Genomic DNA, 20,071 nt, shown 5'->3' with positions numbered 1-20,071 from the left:
TGTTTGTGGACTCTTTCATCATAGCATAACGCTCGTATCTTAAGAAGGGGGAATTCATACGCTTTTACGGAATCACAAGCCGCATTTCCTTCCATTCCCCTTCGCCTAACTGCACCACGGTTTCCGTCATTTCGGAATCAGATTCGGAGTCCGGATCGTATAACGCTCCCGAAATTTTCCATGGCTGCCGCTCAAGCTGAAATGGAATAAACTCCATCCGGCTGCCATCGACCGCAATCTCTAATTTAGCTGACAATTCAAGCGCCTGCTCCATCATTTGCTTGGCCGTCGAACCGTGATAAGAGCGCCAATCCCGTGTCCACATGATGGGAATCCGGTTCAAATCCGGAACGATTGACGTTATATCCGGAAGGCTGTGGTCCAATTCAAGAGCAAGCTCGCTGCGCGCAGGGCGAATCAAACTGCTGGATGGGCTGCCAGGATAACCCGGCATGACGTAACGGTTATCTTCTTCATCACAGGCCCCGGGTACCGCTTTATCTTTCGGAGCTGCGCCGATAAATCGTGAAAGCTCATCCTTACCCGTTCTTTCAAGCTCTTTGCCCCACTGACATAAGGCAGCATGCACGTTCTCCGGAATTCCCGCCGCAGCATACTCCGTAAAAAATGCCGTGATCGCTTCCAGCCCCATTCCTGCCGTCGCCGCCTGAGCCACCGAATCCCTGGTCAGACGATAGACCGTCATTACGTCATCCGAGATGCGCTCCGTGCACAGGGCAGCCGTAAACTTGACCGTGTAAGACGCGTCAGGCGGAATCAATATGTCAAAATCCGGCTGGATAAACAGCCCCGAAGATCCGGTGTTATCCTGGCTGCTTCCACTCAGCAAGGAGCAGGGATCCATACGCCACCGGAACAGGAATTGGCCATCGTGATCCATGCCAAGATCGGTGTAACCGCAGCCGGTTAATAAACGGAGCCATGAAGCTGCGTCCTCCGCGGACAATTCCTTTCCGCTACTTGGCTCCAAGTTCTGGGGCTCCTCGCCATATGCCAATGTGTGCTGAGCATAGTACCACATCCCACCGATCCGTGATGAGTGACAAATCCGCCATGTGAAATGCTGATACTCGGCCAAACTCGGAGCATAGCGTTCCATCATGCGCAACAGAACCAATCGGTCCATCGCTTCGCGCGTGAGTGCAAGCCAATGGCGCAATGCGGTCATGTTCAGTCTAAGCTCCCCTTGCTCCAGGGCGACCAGATCAAACGAAAACAGCAAATCCAATACAACCGCAATATGTGGTGGGTAAACATCAGCGTGATCATATTGAAGTGCAAGCCCCTCAACATCGGATGGCGATAATTCCACCACGCTCCCCAGCTTCTGAATAAATTTTTTATGCAGAACCCCTTTAGCAGTCACAGCCACTCGGTTCTTAGCGACATATACGAGAACGTTGAACATATCGACTGCTATCCCGCTTCTTCCCTCCTGCTGGAGCTTCACGGCAGCTGCGGGAACGGAACCCGCCTTGTGATCGCCAAAGGCCTCCTGGAGAATCTGAAGCTTATCAAAAGGGATGAAATACATCCTCTCGCCCCAGCCCTGCTTCACCGCTTGAACCCATCGCTGCTGCCTCAAGGATAAGAAGGCGAGCTGCACTTCCACGCCGCTCAAGCGCCGAACGCGCAGCGAGCGAAGTTTGTCGTCATCAAATCGCTGCCCGGCAAAACGGCTCCAGATATGATGAAGGACCGACCGCTCCTTCGGAAGAAGCCGATCTAAGCTTATGGCATCCGCCACGTCCTGCTGTTCCATCATCTCCACGAGGCCTCCTTCCCGTCAGGAATCTGCAGGCGATGCCTATGCCGCATCGATGACATGTCAAGGAAGGCTGGGTGCTTCGCTTGAATCGCGTGATATTCATACCCCTGCTCAATCAGGAACAGCTGACGCCGGACCGCAAACATCTCCTCCCGGCTCTCCTCCGTTACCAATGCATAAAAATAAGCCCGGTTCTCCCCCTGCTTCGGCCGCAGCAAGCGTCCGAGACGCTGCGCCTCCTCCTGCCTTGAGCCGTAACTTCCCGAAACCTCGATCGCCACGGAGGCATCGGGCAGGTCAACGGCGAAGTTAGCCACTTTCGAAACGACAAGTACACGGACGGTTCCTTCCCGGAAAGCCTTATACCATTCATTGCGCTGATCCTGCGTCATCTGCCCCGTAATGAGAGGGGCCTGCAGCTCCTCGGCAATGGCATGAAGCTGATCCAGGTATTGCCCAATAATCAGCGTCTGTGCATCCTTGTGGAAATTCACGAGCTGCCGAATCACGCGGAGCTTGGACGGATTTTCGGCAGCCAGCCGATACTGATCCCTTTTGCCCGCCGTCTCGCAGGCTGCTCTGATTTCATCCGGCAGCGGCACCTTAATCTCCGTACAGTCCACCGAAGCAATCCAGCCCTGCTCCTCCAGCCTTTTCCACGGCATTTCATATCGTTTGGGGCCGATCAGCGAGAACACGTCATGCTCCCTTCCATCCTCTCGAACCAGGGTGGCGGTCAGTCCGAGCCTGCGGGTCGCTTGAATATCAGCCGTCGCACGGAATACCGGTGCCGGAAGAAGATGAACCTCATCATAGATGATTAAGCCCCAGCGGCGTTCATTAAACAGCTTCATATGCTGCTGTTCATCCCCCTTGCCTTGTCGGTGGGTCAGGATGTGATAGGTGGCGACCGTTACCGGCCTCACCTCTTTGCGCTGACCGGAGTATTCACCGATCTCCTCCGCGGACAGCGAGGTTTTCTGCAGCAGCTCGGCGATCCACTGCCGTACAGACGTTGTGTTGGAAGTGAGGATCAGAGTCTCGCACTGCAGATCGCGCATCGCAGCGATGCCAATGACCGTTTTCCCGGCACCGCAAGGCAGGACAAGGACCCCGTTGCCGCCTTCACCGCCGACATCCCTGAAGGAATCGGCAGCCTTCCGCTGATAGTCGCGGAGCTGAAAGCGCTGATCGTTGGATCCGCCGTTGGAGTCTTCAAGACCCCCACTGTCCGATTTTTCACCACGCCAAAGAATGTTCAGATATTGCCCGTCCATATATCCCGCGTGGTCCAGCACAGGATAGCCGAGCCGGGTCAGCTCCTGCTTCAATAGGCCACGTCGGTCTGAAGGCACTTCTGCTTCCTTCGGCGAAATCAATCGAACGCCGATTTCCTTCAGGGAGCGATGGGATATCAGCTCCTGCATCAAGGCTTCCTCATGACTAGATAGCAGCAATGAGCTGTCAAGCGTGGGATGCGGGAGCAGCGACAGCTGTCCGTAACGCCCAACAAGCTGGCAAACCTCTTCGAGCAGAGCTGCCGGCACATCCCATCGTGACAGCGACCGAAGGCTCGAACAAATTGCCTCAGCCGTCATTCCCCCGGCAGCGGCGTTCCATAAGGATAACGGGGTGAGGCGATATGTATGAAAAGACGAAGGACTTTTGATCAAATCCGCATACTGGGCCAGTTGTACGCGTGCGATCTCAGCATCCGCATGAGCGGTTTCAAGCAATATGGTCCGATCCCGCTGGACGATGCATGGCTTGTTATGCACCCTATTCCCTCCTCGTAACGTTTGGTCATCTTAAAAAAAAAGAAGCCCACATCCATGTCCATGGATCTGAACTTCCCCTATGATCTATAGGATTTCCAAATTACGAGCGTTCATGCGCGATGATTGCGATTTTCTTAAAGTCTAGTCCCCGTTCTGATAGCTCGACACCATCTCGACCAGCAGCTTCGCCCCATAACGCATGGCATCTTCATCAAAGTCGAACATCGGATGGTGATGCGGATAGATTGCCGCCTTATCCGGGTTACCGGCTCCAACGAAAATGAAGCAGCCCGGAATTTCCTTCAAGTAGTATGCAAAATCCTCTGCCGGCATCAGTTTGGGTGACACCTTGACCTGATCCGCTTCGAATACCTTAGGGGCCGTACGGAAGAAGCGAGCGGTTTCGGTCTCATCATTCACCAAGGGTGGATAACCGACGAGATATCGAACCGCTGCTTTCGTGCCGTAGGTTTCCGAAACCGTCCGGGTCATATGCTCGATCCGCTCCCGTATTAGCGTCCGGGTAGGTTCGTCAAAGGTGCGTACCGTTCCCGTAATCCGGCAAGAGGAAGCAATGACGTTTTGCGCCGTTCCGGCTTGCATCGTTCCTACCGTAACCACGGCAGGCTGCAGCGGATCTACCGTGCGGCTTACAATGGTTTGAAGCTGCATGACCAGCGCTGCTCCCGCTACCAGGGCATCGGCTGTCACATGCGGCATACCGCCGTGTCCCCCGCGCCCCGTAATATCAATGAAAAACTCATCCGCCGCAGCCATCAGCGGACCTGGCGCGCTCGCTGCGGTTCCTACTGGAAACGGCGTCCATAAGTGGAGACCATAGACAACGTCGGCTCCGTCAAGCGCTCCATCCTTGATCATCTCTACCGCACCGCCGGGGCAGACTTCCTCCGCCGGTTGAAACATGAAACGAATCTCGCCCTGAACTTCTTCCGGGTACGTGCTGTAGTAAGCCGCAGCCCCCAGCAGCATGGATGCATGCCCGTCATGCCCGCAAGCATGCATCGCTCCTTGCACCCGCGATTTGTACTCGCAGCTCTTGCCGTCTTCAATCGGCAGCGCATCCATGTCGGAGCGCAGCACAACGGTCTTGCCGGGTTTATCTCCTCTTAGAATTCCTATCACTCCATGACCGCCTACGCCTGTCTTGACCTCCAGACCAAGCTCCTGCAGCCGGGTTGCTATAAATGTCGAAGTTTCCTTCTCCTGGAACGAAAGTTCCGGGTGCATATGTAAATGACGCCGCCATTCCACCATCCGTGGATACCATTGTTCCCAAAATGCTTCCTTCATCAAGTTCCATCATCCTTCCCCGCTATATGCGGCTCAATCGATCGCAAGAAATCCGTGAAGCTTGCTCAGCAGCAGCCCGTGCCCAACCATGGCATCCATTCGGCCGCTTTCCTTCATCTTGCGATACACATCCCTGAGCGGGACCCACATAGCTCTAACATCTTCGTCCTCATCTTGATTCGACTCGTGGCTAACGGACACCTTCAAATCGTCGGTGAAATAAAAATGAACGTTCCGGTTGGCTAGAGAAGCCATCGGATAAGCGCTGCCCATGTAGGACAAGTCCTTGCACAGTACACCTGCCTCTTCCTCAAGCTCCCGCTTCACGGCAAGCTTCCGTTCCTCACCGGGTCTCACCGTTCCGCCAGGAAGCTCCCAAGTGATCTCATCCACCGCTTCCCGGTGCTGGCATACCAAGAGCAGACACCCTTGATAAACGGCCACAACCGCTGCCGATTCCGGAATCCGGTCGATCACGACAATTTCCTTCTGCCCGTTCTCTTCCACTACATAATAATCCGTGCGGTAAACGACGCGGTTCATCGGCCATATCCACCCTTCGCTTGAATTGAAGTCCTATGAATATATAACCACCGGAATGGAAAGCGTACATTTCACAGCGTTTTCACTTGCTTTTATTTTAGCAGAAAAGAAGAATGCCTGTCGTTATCAAAAACTCATCTGGATAAAAGGTCTCAATTGAAGCGTGACGGGCGGTACAGGCTTGCACAAGTTCCTGAAACATACTATCATATTAAAGAACTTTGCAAGGACTATTAAGGGGGTTACGACCACATGATTTTCGAAAATACAGGCTTGGACGGATTGCACAGCGATTTAGCTTACCTCGATGAATGTGCCGAGAAAGTAGGCTTCATTCGTTGGCAGTGGGAATACTACCGCGCTACATATGACTTGAAAATCGAAGATAAAAAAAATCAGGCTGAATACTTTCTGCGCATCAACACCCGCGCTGTTGAAGGCAAGCTCGAAAAACCGGACACCATCCTCAAAATCGAAGCGGTATACCTGGGTAAAGCCACGTTCCCGCACGGACTCGAGTATGAATCCATGGCTCCACAGCCCGTTATGAATGTGGCCACCAAGAAGCTTCAAGAGCTCAAAGCTCTTCTGGAAGCGTAAGGTCGAACATTATGAATACGACCAAACCTCAGCCGAAGAGAGGGACGCCTGATTTTCAACTGCTGATCCTTACCTTGCTGTTGGTGGGATTCGGACTGATCATGGTGTTCAGTTCCAGCTCCAGCTTGGCCGTTTTCAATGAAAAATTCAATAACGATCCGCTGCATTTTACGAAGCGGCAAGTCGCGTTTGCCGTCCTTGGCACGTTGGTTATGTTTGTTGCCATGAACATCAACTATAAAAAGTACAAAAAGCTATTCATACCGGTGTTTTTTCTAACCTTGATGCTGCTGATTCTTGTGGTGATCATCGGTTCCGCAACCAACGGAGCCACAAGCTGGTTTAACCTGGGGAAATTCGGCATCCAGCCGACAGAACTGGCCAAAATAGCGACCATTGTCTATCTGGCAGCGTTGATCACCAAAAAAGGGGAACGAATCCGTCAATGGAAGGGCGGTTTCTTCCCCGTACTCATTATTGTAGGGATCGTAGCGGGACTGATCATGCTTCAGCCGGACCTGGGCTCCTGTTTCATCCTCGTGGCTACCAGCGGACTGCTGATCTATGCCGGCGGCGCCAGCCTCAAGCATATCCTCGGATGTATCTCGCTTGTTGCGCTTGGCCTGGTGCTCACACTGGGAGTCGGATCGCTCTTTAACTCCGGCGGAGATCAGGAAGAGGCTTCCAAGAACTATAAGATGGGCCGGATCGAGGCTTTCATGGACCCGTTCCACGATGAGTCGGACACGGGCTACAATTTGGTTCAATCGCTGATCGCCATCGGCCAGGGCGGTGTCACCGGAGCCGGTTACGGGGAGAGCGTGCAGAAGCTGCATTATCTGCCGAATCCTTACAACGACTTTATCTTTTCGGTCATCGGCGAAGAATTCGGTTTTATCGGAACCGCGATATTCCTCCTGCTCTACTTATATTTTATCCTGCGAGGGATCATTGTTTCGCTACGCTGTTCGGATCCCTTCGGTACCTTGACCGGCGTCGGCATCATGGGACTGATCGCCATTCAGGCCTTCATCAATATCGGCGGGGTGACCAATACCATCCCGATAACGGGCGTTACCCTCCCGTTCATCAGTTATGGCGGATCCTCGCTGCTGGTCATGATGCTGAGTATGGGAATCGTGCTTAGCATATCCAGGGACAGCAACCGTCCGATGAAAGAGGAGCAGGTTAAATCCGTAATTAAAAAAGACTACCGGGCAATCCGGTAGTCTTTTTTTCGATTTTTTTCATCATTAGCGGGGCACGATCCCCTATGGTCGTCTTATTTGGCTCGAAGCTGAATATCGTCGATTTCATCGTCTTTAAACGCTACGCCTTCGACCTTCACGTTGACCTCAACCACTCGAAGCCCTGTCATGCTCTCGACAGCTTCGCGGACATTCTGTTGAAGCATGCGGCACACTTCATGTATTGGTGTCTCATAGAGCACGATAATCCGCAGGTCGATCGCCGCTTCCAGCTGACCTACTTCCACGGTAACACCCTTTTGCACATTTTTGCCGCTTAGTCTCTTAGCCCAGCCCTCGGACAATCCACCGGACATGGCTGCAATACCTGGGGTTTCCAAGGCAGCCAATCCGGCAATTTTCGAGACGACATCATCCGATATTCGAATCAAACCGTTATCCAGTTGAAGTTGTTCCGTCATGCCATATCCTCCTTCACCTCATTATCCGTTATTGTAAATCGTAACGGACCCAAAAAGCAAATGCTCCCTTCAGAAAACAGGGATAATTTTTCGAAAAATTTGGGTATATTGTAGAAAGCGATGCGAGAATCGTCGTTTCCAATCGCAAGAACTCATCAGTACATAAACCATAAGGTAGGTGTCGGTTATGAAAAAATGGCTAAATCCCGCGCTTCTCATCTTCACTTTTTTACTGAGCGCGCTGGGACACTTTGCGAACTGGAACTTCACGCTCCAATTCATTTTGTCTTCGATCTCGGTTATTTTTGTCGCCGGTTTTCTAGGCAAAGCAACCGAAAGCGTTGCGCATTACGCGGGTCAACGACTCGGGGGATTCCTCAACGCCACCTTCGGTAACGCGGCAGAGCTGATCATCGCCATCCTGCTGATCAAGGAAGGCTTGTACGATATGGTGAAGGCAAGCATCACCGGCTCCATTATCGGCAACTTGCTGCTCGTTCTCGGGCTCAGCCTGTTTGCCGGGGGCCTCAAGTTTAAAATCCAAAAATACAATGTGACGCTGGCAGGTCTGAACGGATCCCTGATGACGCTGGCCATTATCGCGCTGTTCATCCCTGCGGTCTTTCTGAATACCCACTCCATTACGGAGAGTGAAACCAAGACGCTCAGCCTCATTGTAGCGGGAATTCTTATCGTGTCCTACATCGCATGGCTTGGATTCTCAATGATTACCCACAAAAATTATTTGGCGGATGTCAGCGACGATCACGACCAGGATGCGCTGCCGCACGAGCACGGCCCCACCTGGTCCAAGAAACGCTCGATTCTGTATCTTGTCGTCGCCACCGTCATGGTCGCGTTTGTCAGCGAATGGCTTGTCGGGGTCCTTGAGCCTATCAGTCACGAGTATGGCCTCAGCGAGCTGTTTATCGGGGCCTTCTTGGTAGCGATTATCGGTAATGCCGCCGAACATAGTGCAGCTATCATGCTGGCGATGAAGAACAAAATCGGCGCCGCCGTTGAAATTGCCGTTGGCAGCAGCCTGCAGATCGCCCTGTTCGTTGCTCCCGTGCTTGTGTTTATAAGCTTCTTTCTCGGAGATACGATGGATCTCGTGTTCACCACGCTGGAGCTGGTCGCCATCGGCGTCGCCGTATTCATTGCCAGATCCATAACGCAGGACGGTGCATCCAACTGGTATGAAGGCCTTCTGCTGCTCGCCGTATACGTCATACTGGGCGTCTCGTTCTTCCTCGTCTAAGCGTAGGAAACGGTCCGCCCGCACAGCTGCATACGTCGTGCGATGCCATCCTATCCACAAGAAAAAAACGCATGCCGCCTGAGTGCGACATGCGTTTCTCTATGTATGCGCCTGTACGAGTACAGGCTATTTGGATTGATTCATGGCTTCGTACAGGACCGCCAGATTGCGTTCAAGCTTGCTGATCAGCTGCTTTCCCGTACTTTCCGGAAGAAGCCCGGCCCGCACCGCGAAATCAACCTCTTTTGAAAAACCGTACATTTGGGTATCCAGCACTTCCTCATAGAGAGGGCAATAACGGGTCGCCAGATTCTCCATCTGTACTTCAATAAGCTTTAGGATTTTATCTGCATCTTCATGTAGAAGACTGATCGCTTTGAGATTCAGCTGTTCCTGTAAATCAGATGAAGTCATGATCTTCCCCCCTATGTCAAAAATCACAGCACAGTTACTATCTTTAATATTAGTCGAAATCGTTTCTCAATACAAGGACCTGAACAAAATAGACCCTTTCTCTACGAAAAAACACCCTTCCATTCTATGGAAGGGTGTTTTTGGCGACTGTTATTCAGCCACGACGGATACATTCAAACCATGCTTGGTGAATACGTCGATCATTGCCTTTTTAGCTGCATCAGCATCAGGTCCATGTACATGCAATTCATAGCTTTGGCTGTTGACAAGCGTTGTGAACAGACCCAAGATGCTCTTAACATCAATGTACTTGTTCTCCGCCTGTAAAACGATGGAGGATGAGAACTGGCTGGCGGTTTGTGAAATTTCTACGATAGATTGATTGTTATTGGACATACGAATCCCTCCGTAACTTTAGGATCTGAATAAAGCTCATCACTGCACCTTCATGATACATTGAATCCGTTTTCTTATGCAACATTTTTTCCAATCTATTTAAGATTTTCCGGATTTAACGCTGCCAGTTCTGGAATAACAAATATACCATCCTTGCGAATGAGACGGTCATCAAAGTAGATTTCCCCGCCGCCGTACTCCGGACGCTGGATCAGCACGAGATCCCAGTGAATCGAGGAACGATTGCCGTTGTCTGTTACATCATATGCTTGACCTGGCGTAAAATGCAGGCTACCTGCGATTTTCTCGTCAAACAGAATATCTTTCATCGGTGTCAAAATGTACGGGTTGAAGCCGATGGCAAACTCGCCGATATATCTTGCACCTTCGTCCGCATCAAGGATCTCGTTCAGCCGCTTCGTGTCGCTGCCTGTTGCTTCGACGATTTTTCCGTTTTCAAAGCGGAATTTAATATTTTCGAAGGTGACGCCATTGTAAAGAGTCGGTGTATTGTAAGCGATCGTTCCGTTAACCGAATCACGAACAGGCGCTGTGTATACCTCGCCATCCGGAATGTTTTTCTGGCCGGAGCATTTCTCCGCGCCGATGTTCTTGATCGAGAAGCTGAGGTCCGTTCCCGGTCCCACGATGCGAACCTTGTCGGTATTCCTCATCAGCTCGGCCAAAGGATCCTGCGCGCGGTCCATTTTGGAATAGTCCAGATTGCACACATCGAAGTAGAAATCCTCAAACGCCTCCGTGCTGGTGTTGGCAAGCTGCGCCATGCTGGCGTTCGGATAGCGGAGAACCACCCATTTCGTACGCTTGACACGCTCTTCGCTATGTACGGGATGCGAGTAAAGCGCATTGTACAGCTTCATGTTTTCCTCAGGCACGTCAGCCATATCGTTGACGTTCTCGCCTGCGCGGATACCGATGTAACAATCCATTTTCTTCATGCGCTCAAGATCCAGCTCAGCCCACAGCTCAAGCTGCTCCTTGTTTGCTTTCTTCAGCATGGCCCGTTGAACCGTGCGATCTGTCAATTGCACGAACGGACGGCCGCCTTGATTCGAAACCTCCTCAATGATGGCATTCAGCAGATCGCGCTCCGATCCGATCATTTCAATGAGCACATTTTCGCCTGGCTGCATATCTACCGAATAGTTCACGAGATTTTGAGCCAGTTTTTGAATTCTGGGATCACGCATATGTCATATCCTCCTTATGATGACTGTTCCCCTACATATGAATTGAACAGCGGTAAATTTATAAATTATTGTAGCATGCAACCAACTCGAAGTCAGCGTTCATCGTTAAAAAAATTTTCATGGCTGATCCTTCAATAACCGGTAAAAGTAACATCGGACAGCAGCGTTTCCGTGCGAGTTCTGCCCTGCTCGTCAACAAAAAACAACGTTCGTTCCATAGTCAGTTTGGTAGGAAGCTGTTTTTTGTTGTTAATCGTTACATGAGAGACCGAAACGGCATCCGCCTTGCTGAGCATGTTCTTCATTTCATTATAGTCACGCTGCCAGACGGCCTTCAGTCGTTTACGAACCTTAGGATCTGCACTATACAGCGGATCCCCTTTGCGTTCGATCCGCGCAGCCAGCGCCTTCATCTGCTCATCCAGCGATCCATAGACCATATTGGCTGCCGCCTCGGGTGACAGCTCGATGCGCAGCACCTTGGTTCCTCTTGCCGCCCCCAGTTCCTGGGTCACCGTCTTCTCCGACTTTCCGATATACTCCAGCAGTTCCAGCGGATTCAAGCGGGTGATCCACATTTCTTCGGCATGTTCCGATGACAGCGTGCTCCACTTGCCTTCTTTGCGCTTCAGTGCCACTGTAAGTCCATCAGATTTATATACCGAATCCGCTGATACCTTATTCTTCTGTATTGTTGTCCCTTTGTCCCTTGATGATAGTGTCAAATCCGTATGATGCTGCAGATTGCCTTCAAATGCCAAACTTTGCTGAAACGGTCCGTTTTCTCCGGTCCGAATCGCTGCTTCTCCCCGAAAAGAAAAATTATCAACGCCCGACAGCCCCGACAGGGCACGGTTAAACGACTCTTCGGCAGACAACTGCTCCTGCCAGGCACATCCGGTTAGGCAAAAGACAAACAAAACCATTCCGATGACGCTCCGTGATCTTCTCATTCTCATAATCATCAGCCTCTCGTTGATCTTGCTCTTAGGCTATCCGCGGCCCCTTACATTATGCAGATTACAGAAAAAACCCTGCAGCCACTAAATAGCTGCAGGGTTTTTAATCCAGTCCGATTTCAGCTTCCGCCCTCTCCACGACAATCCGGTTGCGGCCGCCATTCTTCGCTTCGTAAAGGGCCATATCCGCTCGATAGAAGAGAGACTCTACGCTGATCTTGTCATTGGTCCAGTTCCATTCGGAAATTCCGCAGGACACCGTTACGCGGGGATCGGTCTCTTCCGATACCCTTATGCGAATCCGTTCGGCGACCTGCATTGCCTGTTGAATGCCGAGTCCCGGCAAATACACGGCAAGCTCTTCACCGCCCCAGCGGGCTGGAATATCGCTGTGCCGTATCGTTGTCTTCACGATGCTGCTGACCTGCTTCAGAATTTTGTCCCCCCGCTGGTGACCGAACGTATCATTGACCTGCTTGAATTCATCGATATCCACAACGATGAGAGAACCGCAAAAATCACGGTTCTGACATTCATGGATCATTTCGTCAAGATAATGTCTCGCATACAGTTCAGTCAGCATATCCCGGTTAGCCATTCTCCTCACTTCCGCATGCAGAAAAGCATTGCCGATAGCCAGACCAATATGGCTGGTCAGAGCTTGAAGCAGCCGATAGCTGTCATAGGAAAAATAATGCGGCTTCGCATGGGTGAGAAGAACAACGCCCCGTACCTCACCGTTAACGGTTAGCGGAGTAGCAATCATCGAGCTGGAATGGGTGCTCTCCATAAGCCTGGATTCCGCCGGACGTTCTTCGTGATAGTCTGACAGGATGAGGGGCTCCTTCGAATGATAGACTAGGCCGCCCAAACCATAATCCTTCTCAAAGACCTCCTTGGCAAGCCACTCGGCGTTGCAGGATACCACTTCAAGACCGCCAAGCTCCTCGTTATAAATCAAAATGCAGCAGTAATCGGCTTCAAGAATCTTTAGCAGCTCATGGTTGGCAAACTGAAATATCTCCGCCAAATGCAGGCTTTTGTTCAACCGCTGTGTCAGTTCATTAATCATACGGAGCTCATGAATCATCAGATTGGACTGCTCGTACAATTTGGCATTCTCAAACGCGGTGCCGGCAGCGTCGGCCATCATCCCGAGCAGCTCCAGATCCATATCGGGCAGCTCGGACTTGTCCACTTCCACATGGAGTACGCCATAAACGCCCTGCTTGCCTCCCATGGGAATCCCGATTTCCACGATCGAATCGGATTCCTCATGTTCATCAATCGTGAGGGTACCCTCCATAAATGTCCGCACATAAACCTCTTTCTGCCAATGATGAAGCAGCAGAGGACGTACAAGCGGATGTCCACTCTCATGGTCCTGAGACATAAACAATTCGACTTTGGCCTTGGGATACAGCGCCAGGACACTGTCGATAGCCTCCACCAGCACGCTGTCCACATCAATCTGGATATGCATCCGTTTGACATACTGAAACATGATGGAACGCCTGTGCACCTCACGCTCAGCTTGGGTGTGGACTTTCTCCAGATCATCAGCAAACACGTACTCCAGCTTCCGATAGAAGCAGGAACGAAACAATAAGGCGTATGTTTCTGTCAGCATAAGTGATTGTTCCGGCTCCATTGCCTGTGAGGAAACACTGACCATCACCGCAAATACATCACCATGAATGCGAGTGAAGAGCGGGACAGCGCACAGCACGCTTCCCTCAAACGAACCCTTTCCCATTCCTTGCGCCGCTTCCTTGGTGTTCAAAGCAAGCGATAATGTCTCATCTTCACTTACATTAAGGTATTCCGTTATATCGGAAGCCCCTGTCAGCCAAGCTCCCTCATGAGAAAGAAGGGCCCAGCTGAATTTCTTCATCGCCTGTGTGCCTGCGCTTTCTCTTAGCCACTCCAGATAGCTGTCTGATATGAGAGGCTGAATATAAGGGAAATCATGAGGTGTAATATCCAAGCTCTGAAGCCAAAAGCAAGGCTCGTTTCCAGGAATTGGCTCGGCATCATGAAACATAACTGCAGAGCCGGGAGAGCTTTCATACACTTTCCGTTGATCTTCTGACATATTGGGCGCTCCTTTGCACCATTATAAAAGGCCTATCCAAGACTGGCGTTCCGATTCATAATGTAAGGATCCATTTGGCTGCCGCATGAATGGCGGTAACCCAGCTGTTCAACATGTTGGGAGGGTGCTGCATAAACACCAGATAGATGTTACAATATGTAACTAGATAAATGAGACTACTTAATCCAATATCATCTTACTCTTTTCTACCCATTTTTGCATTAAAATTTATGCGTTTTTCACAATATTTTTAGGTCCATGGACCTATCGACAAAATTAGACAAAATCCAAGTTATAGTAAGTTGCAGGTTGAACTTGACTTTATATCATTACTTCATATAATATTTATTGTTGAGTAAGAATGCAATGCATTCCATGAATTTGGGCGGGTTGTGTCACCCTCACGTTATTTGTTACTGACAGGACAGCGGCTGAACTTTCCTGGCAGATCTTCCGGCGATTTCGGTAGAGCAAACAAATACGGCGCAAATAGAGCCCTAATGAAACTTTAATTAAAAAGGAGTCTATATAACATGGCACGTTACACCGGTCCTAAATTTAAATTAAGCCGTCGTCTGGGAATCTCCCTGAGCGGTACAGGTAAAGAATTGGCTAAACGCCCTTTCCCTCCAGGTCAGCATGGTCCTAACCAACGGAGAAAAGTCAGCAACTATGGTATGCAGCTTCAAGAAAAGCAAAAGCTGCGTCATATGTACGGCTTGGGCGAGAAGCAATTTAAAACCCTGTTTAACAAAGCAACTGGCATGAAAGGTATCGCTGGTGAGAACTTTATGTTCCTGCTTGAGAGCCGTCTGGACAACCTGGTTTACCGTCTTGGCTTCAGCAATTCCCGTGCGGGTGCTCGCCAATTGGTAGCTCACGGTCACGTGACTGTGAACGGCAAGAAAGTCGATATCGCTTCTTACGCTGTAAGCACTGGCGATGTAATCGGTCTTCGTGAAAGAAGCCGCGGCCTTTCCTCCATCAAGGAAGCTTTGGCTAACCGTGTACATCTTCCAGCTTACCTCGAATTTGATGAAGCAGCAATGGAAGGGAAATACATCCGTCTTCCAGAACGTTCCGAACTTTCCCAAGATATCGATGAGAAACAAATCGTCGAATTCTACAACCGTTAAGATGAACTCGGAATCTAAAAACCCTGAAGGCCTTGGCCTTCAGGGTTTTTGCTGTCTCATTGAATCCTCTTCAGGTTCAATAAGCTTAAGAAAGCCTCAGTCTGGCAAATTTACGCCTGCCCACTTGAACCACATCCCCATCCTGAGGCACGATCTCACCGTAAATGTCGCTGCATTTCTCCCCATTCCATTTTACGGCCCCCTGCTGAATGCTCCGTCTAGCCTCGCCATTGGAAGCGGCAAAACCGAGCAGTGTCAGTAGATTGATAAGCATAATCTTTCCTTCCTTCAATTCTCCTTCGGGTACCATGTAAACCTCAATGTCTTCAGGAAGTGCCTTCTGCTGGAATACCGTCACAAAATGCTGCTGTGCAGCATCCGCAGCCTCCCGCCCATGATACATGCAAACGAGTCTGTGCCCCAAACTCATCTTGGCATCCCGGGGATGGACAACTCCGTCCCGGAGCCCCTTCTCCAAGCTGGTTACCTCCTCACTTGCCATATCCGTGGCCAAGCTGAAGTATTTGAGCATGAGCTCATCCGGAACGGACATGGACTTACCGTACATCTCATTCGGCTCTTCATCGATACCGATGTAATTGCCCAAGCTCTTACTCATCTTCTGTACGCCGTCGAGCCCTTCAATAAGCGGCATCGTGATTGCAACCTGAGGCTCTGAGCCATACTCCTTCTGCAGGGTGCGTCCCATCAGCAAGTTAAACTTCTGATCCGTCCCACCAAGCTCGACATCGGTCTTAAGCGCCACAGAATCCATCCCCTGCATCAACGGGTAAAAAAATTCATGGATGCTGATCGGAAGCCCGCTCTGATACCGTTTGGTAAAATCATCGCGCTCGAGCATCCGTGCCACCGTCACCTTTGCCGATAAGCTGACCACATCGGCAAAAGTCATCGGCGCAAGCCACTCGGAGTTGTAATATACCTTCGTTTTTTCAGGATCCAATACCTTGTATATTTGTTTTTTGTACGTTTCCGCATGCCGTCTAACATCTTCTTCCGACAGCTGCTTACGCGTATCGGATTTGCCTGTCGGATCTCCGATTCTGCCGGTAAAGTCCCCAATGATGAGCTGTACTTCATGTCCGAGTTCCTGGAACTGACGCAGCTTCTGCAGCACGACGGTATGCCCGACGTGAAGATCGGGCGCTGACGGGTCCATTCCCAGCTTCACGCGCAGCGGCTCGCCGGTTACAACCGATTTCATCACCTTCTGCCTCATCGCTTCTTCCGGGATGATCTCCACTGCTCCACGGGAGATCACCTCCATCTGCCGTTCCACCTCTTGCTGCTGAACGTTCGATATACCATCCCACTTCATGTTTCCGCAAGCCTCCCTCTATTTATGAACGCAAAAAAGCTCCTACTCATCCCAAGGGACGAGTAGGAGCGCTCGCGTTACCACCCTAATTAGAATCCGTTACCACAAGGAACGGATTCTCACTTCATTGCCATAACGGGTTGTCATCCCGGAACCGGACTACTGTAACAGCCGCACAGGTGTACGGCTCCTTTTCCCCCGGTCAGCTCCGGACGGTAATTCAAAGGGGCTCGTTATCGGTTTGCACCACCCACCGACTCTCTGGAAACGAAAGGCTCCGCCTTCTACTGGGGTCCTTCAAAGCTTTTCACGATATGAACTTTGCATTATTTGTATCATATGCTTTCCGAAAAAGTCAATCTTCCTCAAAAAAGGACACGCTATATAGGGACACATGATTCAAAACCTTCGATTTATGCTATAATAGGTGCGTTAAAAGGAGGAGTATACATTCATGGTTGAGGAGAAAAAACAAGAGCCTGAAAAACAGAAGAAACCGCGTAAACGGTCCTTTCTGCGGGTGCTCGGATCCGTCATCGGATGGCTCTTTGTGGTGGGTCTGATGGGCGTTTTGTTCGCCGGAGGAGCCGTAGCTGGCTACGTGACCTCTATTGTTGAGAATGAGCCGGTAAGATCCAGAGCTCTCATCGAGAATACGGTGAACGACAATGCCATAACGGGCTTCGCCTACTTCGCGGATGGCTCACCGATCGGGCAGCTTAGAACCGAAGAAGACAGACGACCTGTGGAATTCAAGGATATTCCCCAGTTTGTTAAGGATGCCGTCGTATCCATAGAAGACAACCGTTTTTATACACATAAGGGTGTTGACATAAAAGGTACCGCTCGCGCCGTAAAAGAACGCGTCCTGAACGAACCGGTTCAAACCGGCGGCAGCACGTTGACGCAACAGCTGGCCAGGCTCACTTTTTTAAGTCGCGACAAAACCGATAACCGCAAGGTAAAAGAAATGCTGCTTGCCATGCGGATGGAACGCTTTTTGAGTAAAGACCAAATTTTAACAGCCTACTTGAACAAGGTTCCTTACGGGAATGGTTCCAGCGGATACCAGCTGTTCGGGATCAAGGCTGCCGCAAAAGGAATATTCAACATCAACAAGCTGGATGATCTGAACGTGGCTCAAGCTGCATATTTGGCGGGTCTGCCGCAGCTTCCATCCTCCTACTCGGCCTTCAACGGCAAAGGAGAATTTGACGAGAAAGCATTTAAACGGGCAGTAAACCGGCAACACCGCGTGCTGGCAAGCATGCTGGAAGAAGGCAAAATAACACAAGCCGAATATGAAGAGGCCAAGGCATTCGATATCAAAAAATCGCTTGCTCCTCGCACGCAGAAGGCCTATGTGACTTATCCTTATCTCATGATGGAAGTAGAACGTCAAGCATCGAATATTCTGATGCAGCTGAGCGAGGAAGCGGAAGAGAACGCAAAAGGCACACAAGCGAACTCCGATCTGATGGATGCTTCCCGGGCCCAGCTCAGCACCGGCGGTTACCGTGTTTACACCACCATCGACCGGACATTATACAAGACCATGCGCTCCATCGCGGAGGATGACAGCAACTACTTGCCTGACAGCCAGGAAAAAGGAATGGAACAAACCGCCGCGATGATGATCGACAACAAAACCGGCGCCATTCTCGGCATGATTGAGGGCAGGGATTTTAACACAGAACAAATGAATTACGCCACACAAATGAAACGACAACCTGGATCTGCCATGAAACCTATTGCCGCCTATTTACCGGCACTCGATTCGGGAGCGATTCAACCTGCCAGCGTGGTGGACGATTCACCGATCATCTTAAAGGACTACAGCAAAGTGTTCCATATTCCCAAAAACTCGTACACCGGGTACAGAGGATTGATGACGGCACGACAGGCATTGAACGATTCGACCAATACGGTGGCCCTCAAACTGTTTAACAACACGGTCGGAATCGAGAAGGCTTGGGAGTTTTCCAAGAAGCTGGGTATCACTACCTTGGAGGAAGACGATTATAACGCTTCAACAGGTGTACTCGGCGGGCTTCATTACGGCGTGACAGTAGAAGAACTCACCAATGCATACAGTTCCATCGGCAATCAAGGCAAATTCACGGATGCTTTCATGATTGAGAAAATCGTGGATTCCAAAGGCAATATTGTCTATAAACATGAAGTAAAACCGGAGCAGGTGTTCTCCGAGCAGACAGCGTATCTTATGACGGATATGCTCCGAACCGTCATCACGAACGGAACAGGCAGCAAGGTCAGAGACACGTACAAGAAATTCAATGAGGTTCCGGTCGTTGGTAAAACCGGATCTACCCAGAACTACGGGGATGTCTGGTTCATGGGATACTCACCTGATGTGACGCTTGGCGTATGGGTCGGATACAAAGAACAAAAAAATACGCTCGTTGGAGACCAGCGCAAGCACGCACAGGCCATTTGGGCAAGAATCATGAACGAAGCAACCGACGTTAAGCCGGATCTGTTCCCAACCAAAACGTTTGAGAAGCCTGAAGGCATAACCTCCAAAACGGTTTCGGCGTACAGCGGCAAACTGCCGACCGCCTTAACGGACAGATTCGTAACGGATCTGTTTAATGTGAAGTTTGTGCCTACCGAAAGCGATGATGGCATCGCAAAAGCGAAATATATCACCTATCGGGGTGTAAATTACATTCCACATGAAGCAACGCCTCTGGATATGTTGAGAGAACAAATCGTAATCAAGCGTGAGAAACCCATTGATGAGCTGATTATAGAGCTGCAGAACGCCCTGAAGGTCATGAAAGGTGAAAAGAGATCACTGGAATCTTATCTGCCGCAGGACGCGAAGAAAGGGATGCCAAGCAGGCTCGACCCTAGAACGGATGATGGCAAAGCCCCTACTCCACCGAAAAATGTTCATTATTCGATGGGCAGCGGCTCGATCAGCTTTAATGCCAGCGGATCTCCTGATGTTGTCGGATACCGGCTCTTTAAGTCCGTTAACGGAAGTCCGTATACACATCAAGGGCAGGTCGTGCTTGGCGATGAGAGTCTTGTCTTCTCGGGACTTGGAGCTGACGGAATGTTTACTTCTTATTACGTTGTCGCCGTTGACGTTGCCGGCAAAGTATCTGAGCCAAGCGCCATTGTGGGCGGCACAGCGCCTGGATTCGAAGTACCGGGCGACAACGATGCGAATCCGGATGACGACATCGATAATCCGGATGATGGCTTGACTGAGGGAGATCCCAATATCGACCTGGAACTTGGGAATGAAGGTGCTGCTACCGTACCGTCTGCACCAGGTCAGCCGACCCTTGTAGCTACCCCTGAGGGCTTTCAGGCCACCTGGAGCGGCAATGCTCCAGAGGAAGAGGTTATGGTCTACAACATCTACATCAGTCCAAATAGTGACGGCAATTACCAGATTCTTGGCTCAAGTAAGAGCACGGAGTTCTATTACTCCTCTGGTAACCCAATCGGCGGTACCTTTAGAATAACTGCCGTAAATCCAATCGGTGAATCTGCTGCTTCACCGGCCGTATATTTTGAGAAAAAATAGATAGAAAT

The 20,071-nt window shown here is 50.6% G+C and carries 16 protein-coding genes and 1 other annotated feature; of the genes, 5 read left to right on the top strand and 11 right to left on the bottom strand.

The annotated features are described in order from the left end of the window. Positions 1-64: 64 nt before the first annotated feature. The 4 genes from MKX98_RS10340 to MKX98_RS10325 form a co-directional block, all read right to left on the bottom strand. Positions 65-1,786, bottom strand: coding sequence for a helicase-associated domain-containing protein (locus MKX98_RS10340; RefSeq protein ID WP_339222891.1), 1,722 nt, complete (start codon positions 1,784-1,786; stop codon positions 65-67). Next, on the bottom strand, positions 1,783-3,567 hold the full coding sequence (locus tag MKX98_RS10335; RefSeq protein WP_220685993.1) for a DNA repair helicase XPB: 1,785 nt from the start codon (positions 3,565-3,567) through the stop codon (positions 1,783-1,785). Before MKX98_RS10335 ends, MKX98_RS10340 begins: the two co-directional genes overlap by 4 nt. A 141-nt stretch (positions 3,568-3,708) precedes the next feature. Further along, complete coding sequence (locus MKX98_RS10330; protein ID WP_194541740.1) at positions 3,709-4,878, bottom strand: M20 family metallopeptidase; 1,170 nt, start codon at positions 4,876-4,878, stop codon at positions 3,709-3,711. 33 nt (positions 4,879-4,911) lie between these two features. After that, the gene (locus MKX98_RS10325) at positions 4,912-5,421 is read right to left on the bottom strand and encodes an NUDIX hydrolase (RefSeq protein WP_220685994.1); all 510 of its coding nucleotides are present in this window, start codon (positions 5,419-5,421) and stop codon (positions 4,912-4,914) included. 252 nt (positions 5,422-5,673) lie between these two features. On the opposite strand from MKX98_RS10325, the gene MKX98_RS10320 reads away from it, so the two are divergent. Next, positions 5,674-6,021, top strand: a complete 348-nt coding sequence (locus MKX98_RS10320; protein ID WP_009589628.1) for a YugN family protein — start codon at positions 5,674-5,676, stop codon at positions 6,019-6,021. Positions 6,022-6,032: 11 nt separating this feature from the next. Then, positions 6,033-7,250, top strand: coding sequence for a putative lipid II flippase FtsW (ftsW, locus tag MKX98_RS10315; protein WP_194541738.1), 1,218 nt, complete (start codon positions 6,033-6,035; stop codon positions 7,248-7,250). A gap of 53 nt (positions 7,251-7,303) precedes the next feature. Here ftsW and MKX98_RS10310 read toward each other — a convergent pair whose 3' ends face one another. Next, on the bottom strand, positions 7,304-7,690 hold the full coding sequence (locus MKX98_RS10310) for an Asp23/Gls24 family envelope stress response protein (protein WP_009589611.1): 387 nt from the start codon (positions 7,688-7,690) through the stop codon (positions 7,304-7,306). A 187-nt stretch (positions 7,691-7,877) separates the two neighbouring features. Between MKX98_RS10310 and cax the strand changes: the two genes are divergently transcribed. Beyond that, positions 7,878-8,951, top strand: coding sequence for a calcium/proton exchanger (gene cax, locus MKX98_RS10305; RefSeq protein WP_194541737.1), 1,074 nt, complete (start codon positions 7,878-7,880; stop codon positions 8,949-8,951). A gap of 126 nt (positions 8,952-9,077) precedes the next feature. On the opposite strand, the gene MKX98_RS10300 is transcribed toward cax, so the two are convergent. The 5 genes from MKX98_RS10300 to MKX98_RS10280 all read right to left on the bottom strand — a co-directional run bounded on the left by MKX98_RS10300 (position 9,078) and on the right by MKX98_RS10280 (position 14,026). After that, positions 9,078-9,365, bottom strand: a complete 288-nt coding sequence (locus tag MKX98_RS10300) for a YlaN family protein (RefSeq protein ID WP_009589686.1) — start codon at positions 9,363-9,365, stop codon at positions 9,078-9,080. A gap of 150 nt (positions 9,366-9,515) precedes the next feature. Beyond that, positions 9,516-9,761: an HPr family phosphocarrier protein gene (locus tag MKX98_RS10295; protein WP_071223684.1), complete on the bottom strand. Its 246-nt coding sequence runs from the start codon at positions 9,759-9,761 to the stop codon at positions 9,516-9,518. Between the two features lie 95 nt (positions 9,762-9,856). After that, positions 9,857-10,972, bottom strand: a complete 1,116-nt coding sequence (locus MKX98_RS10290; protein WP_339222884.1) for an aminopeptidase — start codon at positions 10,970-10,972, stop codon at positions 9,857-9,859. Between the two features lie 131 nt (positions 10,973-11,103). Beyond that, positions 11,104-11,931, bottom strand: a complete 828-nt coding sequence (locus MKX98_RS10285) for a hypothetical protein (RefSeq protein WP_339222882.1) — start codon at positions 11,929-11,931, stop codon at positions 11,104-11,106. 103 nt (positions 11,932-12,034) lie between these two features. Further along, a complete protein-coding gene (locus MKX98_RS10280) occupies positions 12,035-14,026 on the bottom strand; it encodes a sensor domain-containing diguanylate cyclase (protein ID WP_339222880.1) in 1,992 nt (663 codons plus the stop codon). A 533-nt stretch (positions 14,027-14,559) separates the two neighbouring features. On the opposite strand from MKX98_RS10280, the gene rpsD reads away from it, so the two are divergent. Then, positions 14,560-15,162: a 30S ribosomal protein S4 gene (gene rpsD / locus MKX98_RS10275; RefSeq protein WP_071223680.1), complete on the top strand. Its 603-nt coding sequence runs from the start codon at positions 14,560-14,562 to the stop codon at positions 15,160-15,162. An 85-nt stretch (positions 15,163-15,247) separates the two neighbouring features. Here the strand turns inward: rpsD and tyrS are convergent, their stop codons facing one another. Next, entirely contained in the window at positions 15,248-16,501 is a 1,254-nt protein-coding gene (gene tyrS / locus MKX98_RS10270; protein WP_339222878.1) for a tyrosine--tRNA ligase, read from the bottom strand. 51 nt (positions 16,502-16,552) lie between these two features. Further along, positions 16,553-16,811 (bottom strand) — a binding site (T-box leader). Positions 16,812-16,955: 144 nt separating this feature from the next. Here tyrS and MKX98_RS10265 point away from each other — a divergent pair. Next, complete coding sequence (locus tag MKX98_RS10265; RefSeq protein ID WP_339222876.1) at positions 16,956-20,063, top strand: transglycosylase domain-containing protein; 3,108 nt, start codon at positions 16,956-16,958, stop codon at positions 20,061-20,063. Positions 20,064-20,071: the final 8 nt, after the last annotated feature.

Origin of the sequence: Paenibacillus sp. FSL W7-1332 (genome assembly GCF_037969785.1) — a bacterium.
Lineage (GTDB): Bacteria > Bacillota > Bacilli > Paenibacillales > Paenibacillaceae > Paenibacillus_AQ.
The sequence above is the reverse complement of the archived record's forward strand: the minus strand, read 5'-3'. Positions and strand labels throughout refer to the sequence as shown.